Annotated in this window: 7 protein-coding genes and 1 pseudogene; 3 read left to right on the forward strand and 5 right to left on the reverse strand. The window is 66.5% G+C overall.

Features of this window, described 5'->3' with window-relative positions:
• Positions 1–51: 51 nt before the first annotated feature.
• Positions 52–801: an SDR family oxidoreductase gene (locus tag VSR34_RS25295; protein WP_028212142.1), complete on the reverse strand. Its 750-nt coding sequence runs from the start codon at positions 799–801 to the stop codon at positions 52–54.
• Positions 802–1,927: 1,126 nt separating this feature from the next.
• Between VSR34_RS25295 and VSR34_RS25300 the strand changes: the two are divergent.
• The 3 genes and pseudogenes from VSR34_RS25300 to VSR34_RS25310 all read left to right on the forward strand — a co-directional run bounded on the left by VSR34_RS25300 (position 1,928) and on the right by VSR34_RS25310 (position 9,763).
• Positions 1,928–3,330: pseudogene (locus VSR34_RS25300) on the forward strand (MdtA/MuxA family multidrug efflux RND transporter periplasmic adaptor subunit).
• A 6-nt stretch (positions 3,331–3,336) separates the two neighbouring features.
• A complete protein-coding gene (locus tag VSR34_RS25305) occupies positions 3,337–6,459 on the forward strand; it encodes an MdtB/MuxB family multidrug efflux RND transporter permease subunit (protein WP_342963871.1) in 3,123 nt (1,040 codons plus the stop codon).
• A gap of 4 nt (positions 6,460–6,463) precedes the next feature.
• Positions 6,464–9,763 (forward strand): efflux RND transporter permease subunit, encoded by a 3,300-nt coding sequence (locus VSR34_RS25310; protein ID WP_342963872.1) that lies wholly within the window; start codon positions 6,464–6,466, stop codon positions 9,761–9,763.
• An 89-nt stretch (positions 9,764–9,852) separates the two neighbouring features.
• Here VSR34_RS25310 and VSR34_RS25315 read toward each other — a convergent pair whose 3' ends face one another.
• From VSR34_RS25315 to VSR34_RS25330, 4 genes are all read right to left on the reverse strand, one after another.
• Positions 9,853–10,110 carry a hypothetical protein gene (locus tag VSR34_RS25315; protein ID WP_028212137.1) on the reverse strand — a complete coding sequence of 86 codons (258 nt, stop codon included), beginning with the start codon at positions 10,108–10,110 and terminating at the stop codon, positions 9,853–9,855.
• Positions 10,111–10,138: 28 nt separating this feature from the next.
• The gene (locus VSR34_RS25320) at positions 10,139–10,681 is read right to left on the reverse strand and encodes a hypothetical protein (protein WP_342963873.1); all 543 of its coding nucleotides are present in this window, start codon (positions 10,679–10,681) and stop codon (positions 10,139–10,141) included.
• 78 nt (positions 10,682–10,759) lie between these two features.
• Positions 10,760–11,323, reverse strand: a complete 564-nt coding sequence (locus VSR34_RS25325) for a peroxiredoxin (protein ID WP_342963874.1) — start codon at positions 11,321–11,323, stop codon at positions 10,760–10,762.
• A 198-nt stretch (positions 11,324–11,521) separates the two neighbouring features.
• On the reverse strand, positions 11,522–12,997 hold the full coding sequence (locus VSR34_RS25330; protein ID WP_238327831.1) for an EAL domain-containing protein: 1,476 nt from the start codon (positions 12,995–12,997) through the stop codon (positions 11,522–11,524).
• Positions 12,998–13,284: the final 287 nt, after the last annotated feature.

Genomic DNA, 13,284 nt, shown 5'->3' on the forward strand with positions numbered 1-13,284 from the left:
GCGCAGCGCTGGGGCCGCCCGGCACCCGCGCTGCGACGCATCGACGGCTCGTCAAAGCTGCCCCATTCCGCCAGCGACGATCACCTCGGTACCGATCATGAAAGCCGACTCGGCCGCGCTCAGATGCAGCACGGTCGAGGCAATTTCCTCGGGCGTCGCGAAGCGCTTGAGCGGCACCAGCGCGCGGATCGACTCCTCGGCTGCCGCGAGCGCGGCGGCGTCCATGCCGAACTTGTTGTAGAGCGGCGTCTTCACGGGCCCCGGGCTCACCACGTTCACGCGGATGCCGCGCGGCAGCAGCTCGGCGGAGAGCGTCTTCGCCAACGAGATCAGCGCGGCCTTGCTCGCTGCATAGACCGACGAAGTGGGCATGCCGATATGCGCGTTGATCGAGCCGTTGAGCACGATGGCCGCACCGTCGTTGAGCACCGGCAGCAGCGACTGGATCTGGAAATACGCGCCCTTGACGTTGGTGTCGAACGTGACATCCCAGAGCGCTTCGTCCACCTGCTCGAACGGCGCGAGCTTCGCCACGCCCGCATTGATGAAGACGGCGTCGAGCCGCAGACCCGCGTCGCGCACGGCGGCGGCGAGTTCGCGCGCGCCGCTGACCGAGGACGCGTCGTTGCGCCAGGCGTGCGCATCGGGCCCGAGTGCGCGCCTGGCGGCTTCGAGCCCAGCCTCATCGCGGCCGGTGACGATCACGCGCGCCCCTTCGGCTGCGTAGGCTTGCGCGGCGGCGAGGCCGATCCCGCTGGAGCCGCCGGTGACGAGGGCAGTCTTGTTTGCGAAGCGCTTCATGACATTCTCCTTGAAGGGGGATCGTCTCGATCGGTGACGGTGATGCCATCTTGCCTGCCGGCACGCGGACTGCCGCACGACTCGCCTGCCGCGAACCTTCGAGCGCTTCGAACGTTTGGGCTGTGCTGAATGCCCCGCCTCGGTCACGGCAACGCTATCGCTGGGGCAATCACGAGATGGTACGGCAGAAACGGGGTGGGAGTCGGGACACGTGACACGGCTTGCCTCACGCGGGGGATTGCTGGATGCGCCGCTCCCCGATCGGCCCGTTGCGGGCACAAAAAAAAGCGCCACGTTTGCACGTGGCGCCTTAAAAGTTCTAGCCATTCCGAGGGCCGTGCTAGAACCTGAGAGCCGGTATTCGGGCTGCTCGGCGCGCCTTCGGAAAAAATTACGCAGCGTATGCGCAAAACTTTGCGCAATCTATGCGTATTGCATACCCGAGAGCGCATTAAAACCCGCAAATTGCGGGTTGAGATCACAGCGCCGAAAGTGGCTCCCATTTTTTACCTACGTGCTGACTAAGTCAAGCAAAATCTCGCCAAAATACGCGAATCATCAAGCATCTGACATCCGCTGCAGGTATCAATCTGCTCAAGTGCCCGGTGGTTTTTTCGGGCAACATCGTCCTCCGCAGCCGCGCGCGACCGTTCCTCACACGGCTTGCAAAGCACCGCGCAGTCGCCGGCGAAACCGGCGGCGCTTTGCGCCTGCAGCGCGCCTGACAGCGCTCCTTACGAAAATCCCGAAACGGCGGTTACACCCGTAACGTCTCGAAAGAATCGGCACTGGACTCTGATGAACGGGGCAACGTAGCATCATGCTTTTCGGCGGCAGGGCCTTGCGCGCCGCGCCGGCCTTGCCGGCTGGCCACGGGCTGCGGGTCCACGAACCGCCACGCCGGCCAACGTCCGCACCGCCAGCCAGCCGCCACTGTAGCCACCCATGGGCGCGGCATTCGGGGCTGCCCCGCTGCGGCACCTGACAATCTCGCCTGAGTGCGACATACGTCGTGGCATCGGCGCACGCGCCACGCGCCCGCTGCGCCGCCTCCGTGCGCCTCGCTGCCTGCAACACGTAGTCGGCTCCCCCGGGAGCCTTCGAGAACCCGTTACCGAACTGACCGATGGATCAACACAAGCGCCCCGATTCCCCCCGTCGAGAAACGCCGCCGCAATCTTCCGCTCAGTCTTCCGCTCCGTCCCCTGCCTCCGACAGCCCATCCGCTCCCGTCGCCGCAAGGCGAGGCAAGGGCAAATTCATCGCGCTCGGCGTGGTCATCGTGATCGCCGGTCTCGTGCTCGCACGCTGGCAACCGTGGAACAAGGCGCTCTCGGGCGGCAACGCCGCGCCCGCGAGGGCGCGCGCGCGCATCGCGGAGGTCCGGGCGCGATGGCCAACTTGCCGCAGCCGGTCAGCGTGGCCACGGCCAGGGCCGGCGACATGCCCATCGTCATCACCGCGCTCGGCACGGTCACACCGCTCGCCAGCGTCACGGTGCGCACGCAACTATCGGGCACGCTGCAGAGCGTCTACTTCGAAGAAGGCCAGATGGTGAAAAAGGGCGACGTGCTCGCGCAGATCGACCCGCGCCCCTACCAGATCTCGCTCGCCAACGCCGAAGGCCAGCTCGCGCGTGACCAGGCGCTGCTCGCCACGGCACGCCTCGACCTCAAGCGCTACCAGACGCTGCTCTCGCAGGACTCCATCGCGAGCCAGCAGGTCGACACGCAGGCGTCGCTCGTCAGGCAGTACGAGGGCACCGTCAAGTCGGACCAGGCCAACGTCGACACCTACAAGCTCGACCTCACCTATGCGCGCATCACGGCGCCGGTGTCGGGCCGCGTGGGCCTGCGACAGGTCGATCCGGGCAACTACGTCACGCCGAGCGACACGAACGGCATCGTCGTGCTCACGCAGATCGAGCCGATCAGCGTGGTCTTCACGACGTCGGAGGACAACCTGCCCTCCATCACGAAGCAGTTGCGCGCAGGCAATAAGATGCCGGTCACGGCCTACGACCGCAGCAACACCACGATGCTGGAACGCGGCTCGCTCGATACCCTCGACAACCAGATCGACACGACGACCGGCACGGTCAAGCTGCGCGCGAGCTTCGTGAACCACGAGCAAGCGCTCTTCCCGAACCAGTTCGTCAATGCGCGTCTGCTAGTCGATACGATCCACGATGCTGTGATCGTGCCCACGTCGGCCGTGCTCAATGGCTCGCAGGGGCAGTACGTCTATGTCGCGAAGCCCGATAACACGGTGAGCGTGCGGCTCGTGAAGGTCGGGCTGGTCGACGCCGAACGCACCAGCATCGCGTCGGGCCTCGGCGTAGGCGAGCGCGTGGTCACCGACGGCTCCGACCGTCTGCGCGAAGGCGCGAAGATCTCGATTCCCGCCGAGCACCCGCAGCACGCCACGGGAGCATCGGGTGCATCGGCGGCGAAAGGCGCGTCGTGGGCCGGCGCGGCCTCGGGCGCGCGCCATGGTCACCGTCACGCTGCGCAGACGCAAGCCCAGTAAGCCAGCATGAATCCCTCCCGCGCCTTTATCCTGCGGCCCGTCGGCACGGCGCTGCTCATGGCGGCGATCATGCTGGTCGGCCTCGTCTCGCTGCGCTTTCTGCCGCTTTCCGCCCTGCCCGAAGTCGATTACCCGACCATCCAGGTGCAGACTTTCTATCCGGGCGCGAGCCCGGACGTGATGACGTCTTCCGTGACGGCGCCCCTCGAGCGCCAGTTCGGGCAGATGCCGTCGCTCAACCAGATGTCGTCGCAAAGCTCGGCGGGCTCTTCGGTCATCACGCTGCAGTTCAGCCTCGACCTGCCGCTCGACGTGGCCGAACAGGAAGTGCAGGCCGCCATCAACGCGGCCGGCAACCTGCTGCCCTCGGACCTGCCCGCGCCGCCGATCTACGCCAAGGTCAACCCCGCCGACGCGCCGATCCTCACGCTCGCGATCACCTCGAAAACGCTGCCGCTCACGCAGATCCAGGATCTCGCCGATACCCGCCTCGCGCAGAAGATCTCGCAGGTGGCGGGCGTGGGTCTCGTGAGCCTCTCGGGCGGCCAGCGCCCCGCCGTGCGCATTCAGGCGAACCCGCGCGCGCTCGCGGCCTACGGCCTGAACCTCGACGACTTGCGCACGAGCATCTCGAACCTGAACGTCAACACGCCGAAGGGCAATTTCGACGGCCCCACGCGCGCTTACACGATCAACGCGAACGACCAGCTGACCGACGCCGACGCGTACAAGAGCGCCGTCATCGCTTACCGCAACGGCCGCCCCGTCATGCTCACTGATGTCGCGAACATCGTGCAGGGCGCGGAGAACACCAGGCTCGGCGCGTGGGCGAACGGCACGCCCGCGATCATCCTGAACGTGCAGCGCCAGCCGGGGGCGAACGTCATCCAGGTGGTGGACAGCATCAAGGCGCTGCTGCCGCGATTGCAGGAAGCGCTGCCCTCCTCGCTCGACGTGCAGATCGTCACCGACCGCACCACGACGATCCGCGCCTCCGTGCGCGACGTGCAGTTCGAGCTCTTGATGTCGGTGGTGCTCGTCGTGCTGGTGATGTACCTGTTCCTCGCAAACATCTACGCCACGATCATTCCGAGCCTTTCGGTGCCGCTCTCGCTCATCGGCACGCTCGCCGTCATGTACCTGTGCGGTTTCTCGCTCGACAATCTCTCGCTCATGGCGCTCACCATCGCGACCGGCTTCGTCGTGGACGACGCCATCGTCATGATCGAGAACATCGCGCGCTACGTGGAGGACGGCGACACGCCGCTCGAAGCCGCGCTCAAGGGTTCGAAGCAGATCGGCTTCACGATCATCTCGCTCACGGTGTCGCTCATCGCCGTGCTGATCCCGCTGCTCTTCATGGGCGACGTGGTGGGCCGCCTCTTCCATGAATTCGCCATCACGCTCGCGGTGACGATCGTGATCTCGGCCATCGTCTCGCTCACGCTCGTGCCGATGATGTGCGCGAAGATGCTGCGCCACACGCCGCCGCCCGAAAGTCATCGCTTCGAGGCGCGCGTGCACGCGTTCTTCGACTACGTGATCGGCCGTTACGGCGTGGCGCTCGAATGGGTGCTCGCGCGCCAGCGCCTCACGATGATCGTGTTCCTCGTCACGCTCGTGCTCACCGGCATGCTCTACGTGATCGTGCCCAAGGGCTTCTTCCCCGTGCAGGACACGGGCGTGATCCAGGCCATCACGCAGATGCCGCAGTCGGTCTCGTATGCGTCGATGGCGCAACGCCAGCAGGCGCTCGCCGCCGGGATCCTGAAGAACGAGAACGTCGAGAGCCTCACCTCGTTCATCGGCGTGGACGGCACCAACATCACGCTCAATAGCGGGCGCATGCTCATCAACCTGAAACCGCGCGACGACCGCAGCGAGACGGCGAGCGAGATCATCCGCGAGCTGCAAAAGAGCGTGGCCCATGTGCCCGGCGCGACGCTATACATGCAGCCCGTGCAGGATCTGACGATCGACTCGACGGTGAGCCCCACGCAGTACCAGTTCATGCTCACCACCCCCAACATCCAGGACTTCACGATCTGGGTGCCGAAGCTCGTGCAACGCCTGCAGCAACTGCCCGAACTCGCCGATGTCGCGACCGACCTGCAGGACCAGGGCAGCTCCGTGTACGTCGAGATCGACCGCGCGAGCGCGGCGCGCTATGGCATCACGCCCGCGACCGTCGACAACGCGCTTTACGACGCCTACGGCCAGCGCATCATCTCGACGATCTTCACGCAGTCGAACCAGTACCGCGTGATTCTCGAAGCGGACCCGGTCATGCAGCACTACACCGACGCACTGAATTCGATCTATCTGCCCTCTGCCACCTCGACCACGGGCCAGGTGCCGCTCTCCGCCATCGCGAAGTTCCACGAGCGCCCGGCACCGCTGCTCGTCTCGCACCTCTCGCAGTTCCCGGCCACGACGGTCTCGTTCAATCTCGCGCCGGGCTCGTCGCTCGGTGCGGCGGTCAAGGCGATCCAGCAGGCGGAAAAGGACATCGGCCTGCCGGCCTCGTTCCAGACGCGCTTCCAGGGCGCGGCGCTCGCGTTCCAGGCGTCGCTCGCCAACGAGCTGTTCCTGATCCTCGCGGCCATCGTCACGATGTATATCGTGCTCGGCGTGCTCTACGAGAGCTTCGTGCATCCCGTCACGATTCTCTCGACCCTGCCCTCGGCCGGAATCGGCGCGCTGCTCGCGCTCCTCATGACCGGGCACGATCTCGACATCATCGGCATCATCGGCATCGTGCTGCTCATCGGCATCGTGAAGAAGAACGCGATCATGATGATCGACTTCGCGCTCGAAGCCGAGCGTCAGGAAGGCAAGCCGCCGCGCGAGGCGATCTACCAGGCGTGCCTGCTGCGCTTCCGGCCGATCATGATGACGACGATGGCGGCCCTGCTGGGCGCGATGCCGCTGATTCTCGGCTACGGCGCGGGCAGCGAGCTGCGGCGTCCGCTCGGCATCGCGATCGCGGGCGGCCTGATCGTGAGCCAGGCGCTCACGCTCTTCACGACGCCCGTGATCTACCTCGTGTTCGATCGCCTCGCGCAGCGTCTGCGCGAGCGCTTCGGCGGCAGCTCGCACCGCGCGCCGAACTCGTCCACGCAGAGCTGACGCGATGAACCTCTCGCGCCCGTTCATCTCGCGCCCCGTCGCGACCACGCTGCTCGCGATCGGCATTGCGCTGGCCGGTCTCTTCGCGTTCACGAAGCTGCCGGTCGCGCCCTTGCCGCAAGTGGACTTCCCGACCATCTCTGTGCAGGCCACGCTGCCAGGCGCGAGTCCCGAAACCGTGGCGACCAGCGTGGCGAGCCCGCTGGAGCGCCACCTGGGCTCGATCGCCGACGTCACGGAAATGACCTCGCAAAGCTCGGTGGGCAGCACGCGCATCACGCTGCAGTTCGGCCTGAACCGCGATATCGACGGCGCCGCGCGCGACGTGCAGGCGGCGATCAACGCGGCGCGCGCCGACCTGCCCACGAGCCTGCGGCAGAACCCGACCTATCACAAGGTCAATCCCGCCGACGCGCCCATCCTGATTCTCGCGCTCACCTCGCCCACGCTGAGCGCGGGCCAGCTCTACGACTCGGCGGCCACGGTGCTGCAGCAGTCGCTCTCGCAGGTGGACGGCGTTGGCGAAGTCGACGTGAGCGGCTCGGCGAATCCGGCCGTGCGCGTGGAACTGGAGCCGCACGCGCTCTTTCACTACGGCATCGGCCTCGAAGACGTGCGCGCGGCGCTCGCCTCCGCGAACGCCAACAGCCCGAAGGGCGACATCGAGTTCGGCCCGCAGCGCTTCCAGCTCTACACCAACGACCAGGCGAGCAACGCGAGCCAGTACAAGGACCTCGTGATCGCCTACCGCAACGGCGCGGGCGTGAAGCTCTCGGACGTGAGCGAAGTCGTCGATTCGGTGGAAGATCTGCGCAACATCGGCCTCGCCAATGGCAAGCGCTCGGTGCTCGTGATCCTCTACCGGCAGCCGGGCGCGAACATCATCGAGACCGTGGACCGCGTGATCGCGATGCTGCCGCAACTGAAGGCCTCGCTGCCCGCCAACGTCGAGGTGACGCCCACCTCCGACCGCTCGGTCACGATCCGCTCGTCGCTCAAGGACACCGAGCACACGCTCATCATCGCCGTGGCGCTCGTCGTGATGGTGGTGTTCCTGTTCCTGCGCAACTGGCGCGCGACGCTCATTCCGAGCGTGGCCGTGCCCATCTCGATCATCGGCACCTTCGCGGCCATGTACCTGATGGGCTTCTCGCTCGACAATCTCTCGCTGATGGCGCTCACCATCGCGACGGGCTTCGTCGTCGACGACGCCATCGTCGTGCTCGAGAACATCTCGCGCCACATCGAAAACGGCGTGCCGCGCATGAAGGCCGCGCTGCTCGGCGCGCGCGAGGTGGGCTTCACCGTGCTCTCGATCAGCGTGTCGCTCGTCGCGGTGTTCCTGCCCATCCTGCTGATGGGCGGCATCGTCGGGCGCCTGTTCCGCGAGTTCGCGCTCACGCTGTCGCTCGCCATTGCGGTGTCGCTGGCCGTCTCGCTCACGCTCACGCCGATGATGTGCTCGCGCCTGCTCCAGGAGGCGCATGAAAAGAAGGAAGAAGGCCGCTTCGCGCAGTGGCTCGAACGCGGCTTCCTGCGCCTGCAGCACGGCTACGAGCGCACGCTCGGCTGGGCGCTCGCGCATCCGTTCATCATCCTGCTCACGCTCATCGCGACCATTGCGCTGAACGTCGCGCTCTACGTGATCGTGCCCAAGGGATTCTTCCCGCAGCAGGACACGGGGCGGCTGATCGGCGGCATTCAGGCCGACCAGTCGACCTCGTTCCAGGCGATGAAGGTGAAGTTCGCGGAGATGATGCGCATCGTGCAGGCCAACCCGGCCGTCGACTCGGTGGCGGGTTTCTCGGGCGGGCGCGCAACCAACTCGGGCTTCATGTTCATCTCGCTCAAGCCCAAGGGCGAGCGCAAGATGTCCGCCGACGAGGTGATCGCGCAACTGCGTGGGCCGCTCTCGAACGTGGCGGGCGCCCGCACCTTCCTGCAGGCCGTGCAGGACATCCGCGTGGGCGGCCGCCAATCGAATGCTCAGTACCAGTTCACGCTGCTTGCGGACAACACCGCGGACCTCTACAAGTGGGGGCCGAAGCTCACCGAGGCGCTGCAGGCCCGCCCCGAACTCGCCGACGTGAACTCGGACCAGCAGCAAGGCGGCCTCGAATCGATGATCGACATCGACCGCGCGAGCGCCGCGCGGCTGAAGATCACGCCCTCGCAGATCGACAACACGCTTTACGACGCGTTCGGCCAGCGCCAGGTGTCGACGATCTACAACCCGCTCAACCAGTACCACGTGGTGATGGAAGTCGCGCCGAAGTACTGGCAGAGCCCGACCATGCTCGACGACGTGTGGATCAGCACCTCGGGCGGCACGGCAAGCGGCGCGCAGAGCACCAACGCGACGGCGGGCACTGTGACGGGCCCCGCCACGGCTTCGACGGGCGGCACGGCTGCCACGACTGCATCGAGCGCCGCGACCCTGGCCGCGGACTCCGCGCGCAATCTGGCGACCAACTCGCTCGCCGCCAGCGGCAAGTCGGGCGCGTCGTCGGGCGCGGCCGTCTCAACGTCGAAGGAGACCATGGTGCCGCTCTCGGCGATTGCCAGGTTCGGGCCGGGTACCACGCCGCTTTCGGTGAATCACCAGAGCCAGTTCGTCGCCTCGACGATCTCGTTCAACCTGCCGCCCGGCAAGTCGCTCTCCGACGCCACCAAGGCTATATACGACACGATGGCGCGCATCGGCATGCCCGCGACGATCCACGGCAGCTTCCAGGGCACCGCGCAGGCGTTCCAGCAGTCGCTCGCCAACCAGCCGCTCCTGATCCTCGCGGCGCTGGCAGCGGTGTATATCGTGCTGGGCATTCTTTATGAGAGCTATATCCACCCGCTCACGATCCTCTCGACGCTGCCCTCCGCGGGCGTGGGCGCCCTGCTCGCGTTGCTGATCTTCAAGACGGAGTTCAGCATCATCGCGCTGATCGGCGTGATTCTGCTGATCGGGATCGTGAAGAAGAACGCGATCATGATGGTCGATTTCGCGATCGATGCCTCGCGCCAGGGCCTGAGTTCGCGCGATGCGATTTATCAGGCGTGCCTCCTGCGCTTCCGCCCGATCATGATGACGACCTGCGCGGCGCTGCTGGGCGCGCTGCCGCTCGCGTTCGGTCGCGGCGAAGGCGCCGAGCTGCGCGCGCCGCTCGGCATCTCGATCGTGGGTGGCCTGATCGTGAGCCAGATGCTCACGCTCTATACGACGCCGGTCGTCTACCTGTACATGGACAGGCTGCGTGTGTGGTGGGATGCGAAGCGCGGACGCAGCACGCCAGCGGCGGCGGCTGAATAAGCGGTTGAACGAGCGGTCGAACAAGCGGCGGCGTTGTTGCACCGGAAAGCGGCTAAAGCGTGGCTTTAGCCGCTTTCCTCATGCTTGCCTCATGCCCTGGCGCGGCGCGCTCCGCGCAAATGCGCCGGCAGGCAGCGCACGATCACATGCAGCGCGAGCGGCACGATGATGCCGTCGTCCACGACACCGGCGAGCGGCATCGCGATATTGAACGGATCGAGCGCGTAAAGCGCGAGCAGCGCCGTGGCGGGCAGCAGCCATACCGGGCGCTCCGGCTGGCGCAGCGCGTGCCATAGCACACGCGCATCGCCCTTCACCACGCTCCATAGCAACGCCATGCGTTTCATCTGCGTCCTCCTTGCGGCTCGCGCCGCCTCAATGCTGCTCGTGGCCAGGCGCGTCCGAGCGTGACGTCCTGATCACGAGCCCGTCGGGCGAGAAATGGGCGTCGAACATGCCGTCGCCGGCCACGCCGCCTTCCGCCCAGTGCCAGCTCCAGACTTCCTCGTGGCTCAGCGCATACTTTGCCACCGTTGCCGGCTTGCCGAGCAGGCGCCGCACTTCGTCCTCCGTCATGCCCGGCACGACCCGCGCGATGTTCTGCGCGGTGAGCGCCTGGGTCATCGCGACGAGCTTGCCGTTTGCGTCGAAGTCGAGCATCCACGTGGTGAGACCATTCGGCCCCCGCGGATATTCGAGGCGCTGTGCGCCGTCGTCGTCCTCCCAGACCATTTCGGGCTTGCCCGCCTGGCGGCGCACGTCTTCCACCGTCGAAACGCCAATTATGAGGCCGCCGAACGCCATCGAGTCGGGTTTGATCGCGTTGAGCGCGTCGGCGACCTTTTGCTGGTCGCATGCCGCGAGCAACGTGGTGCAGACCGCGATCAGCGCCGCGGTGATCCAGGGTTTTCGTGACATATTCGATTCGCGTTGCCGGGACACGGATCGCCGCGAGGCCCGCGCGCCGGCCGGCCTCGCGTTGATCGTGGTTGCCGGCTATTGCTGCGGATGCTGCGCGGCCCATGCCTTCAAGGCGCGCAATGTGTTCTCGACGTGCTGGTCGGGCGAGAGACTCGTGTATTCGTAGATGATCTTGCCGTCCGGCGCGATCACATAGGAAACGCGCCTGGCCATCGCTTCGTGCATGGGCATCGAAGCGTCGTACGACTTGATGATCTTCGAGTTTTCGTCGGCGGCCACCGGGAACTTGCTGCGGCACTCGCTCACCGAGAACTTCGTGAGCGTGTCGATATTGTCGTGCGAAACGCCGATCACGGTCGCCCCGTACTTCCTGTACTCATCGACCGCATCGGCGAATTCGTGCGCCTCGATCGTGCAGCCTTTCGTGAACGCGGCCGGATAGAAGTAGACGACCACCGGCCCCTTCTTCAGCTCGGAAGCGAGCGAATACGTATAGGTCTTGCCGCCCAGCGATGCCTGGGTCGTGAAATCGGGCGCGGGATCGCCCGGCTTGAGCGTTGCGTGTGCAGACAGCGTGAAGAGCGTGAGCCCGGCGCAGACGAGCGCCGCAGCTGCCGCCGCAAGGAACCTCGGTTTCATGTCGAATGCCCTCGAGTGGGAATCACCACGCCGGCGCGCGTCTTACCCGCGATTGGCCGGTTCTCGCCTGGATTTGCCAGTTGCGCCCGGTTTTGCTGATTACGCAATAGCACGTGTGACGGCGCGCTCGCGACGATGCCGACATTGGACCACACAATCCCCGCGCTCGCAGCGCGCCCCGCGCTTTGCAACTGACTTTCAGCCGTCCGCGTACGCCGTGAACCAAGCGCCGGCCCACAGGTTGAGTTCGGCGAGCAGCGGCGGCGTGAGGGCGCTGAAGATGCCGCCCGCGCCGCTCGCGAGACGCTGCGCGCCGCCGTGGTCGCCGCGCTCTGCCTCGGTCGCGATGCGCAGCAGCGTGCCGAGCTCGCCGCGCTGGCCATCCACCGCCTCCACGATTTCGCGTGCGAGACCGAGACGATCGAGCGTGTGCTCGGGCGTCGACCCCACGAGCACGTGCACGAGCGAGAAGATCCCGGTCATGAAGGCGGCGTCGGCGAATTCTGGATCCTGCGGCTTAAGGCTGCGCGCGGCCAGCTCCATGAAGTGCGAGCGCGTGCCCGCGAGCTGGACGAGCGGGTCCGAACCCCAGGGCAAGTCGCGCCCGCTGGCGTACAGCAGCAGTTGCGCCCAGCGCGCGATCTGACGCGTGCCGGCCGCGAGCACCGCCTCGCGGAGCGACGCGATCGGCCGCCCGGGCGAATACGCGCTCGAATTGACGAGACGCAATAGCTGCACCACCACGGCAGGGTGGCTGCGCAATTCGCGTTCCAGTTCGGCCGTGCCGACGTCGTTCGCCACCAGGGCGAGCAGGCGCACGAGCGCGAGGCGCGAAGCGCGCACGTGGGGCGCGCGCAGGACTTGCGGGCGGGCGAAGAAGTAGCCCTGGAACAGTTCGAAGCCGAGCGACGACGCCAGCTCGAAATCCTCGCCCGTCTCCACCTTTTCGGCGATGAGTGTCTTGCCATGCGCGGCGAGATGCGCGACCAGCCCGGGCAGCGCCGCGCGCTCGGTCTGCAGCAGATCGACCTTGACGATGTCCGCATAGGGCAGCGCGCGCAGCAGGTTCTCCGTGATTTCGCTCACGTCGTCGAAGGCAATGCGGTAGCCGGCGCGACGCAGCTGCGCGAGCCGTTCCAGCACGGCGGCATCGAAGCTCACATGCTCGAGCACCTCCAGCACGAAGCGGCTCGGGGGCAGCAAATGCACGATGTCGTCGAAGAGCAGCTCGCGGCTGATGTTGACGTAGCCGTAGTGGCGCCCAAGCACCGCAGGCACGCCGAGCTGGCCGATCGCACGCGTCATCACCTGGGCCGTGGCGAGCGCGTCGTCATCGACATCGGCGCGGTTGTGCGCGCCGCCGCGAAAAAGCAGCTCGTAGGCGTTGAGTGCGCCGTTGCGATCGAGGATGGGCTGCCGCCCGAGATACACGAACGGCTGGCCGACGCCCGATGTTGCAGCCTGCGCCGGCTGGCGAGGGTGCGCCCCGGGCGCGCCGACGGACTGGGCGTCGCGCTGCGAACCGGATGCCCCAGGTGCTCCAGGTGCCCCAGGTTCAAGCGCGAGTTGTGAAACTGACGACATGGATGGCGCGGGACCAGGTGTGCCCCTGCCCGCATCGCCTTGCGCGGCCTCGCTTGCCGCCGCGGCGAACGCTGACGATGAATCGGACATGCGGGTGACTCGTACAGATGTAATGAACCGGTAATGGCCGGCAAGACGGGCGCTCCACCAGCGCCGACCCGTCGCGCATGGCGAACGGCGTCTCGACCGGCGCAACTTTAACCGAAACTGGACGCCGCCGCAGTGATCGCCGGTCACGTTTGTGTGCCGGGCGCTTTTTCGGCCGCCGCCGCTAAAGATTTCGCCCGGGAGGTCGATAACTCCTTCTGATGGGCGGCTTTAGCCGGAGGCGAGAACCGGCCGCTGTGCCAGATGCACGGCGTTCCGCGGCGCACGCG

Origin of the sequence: Paraburkholderia sp. JHI2823 (assembly GCF_038900695.1) — a bacterium.
Taxonomy (GTDB): Bacteria; Pseudomonadota; Gammaproteobacteria; order Burkholderiales; family Burkholderiaceae; genus Paraburkholderia; species Paraburkholderia mimosarum.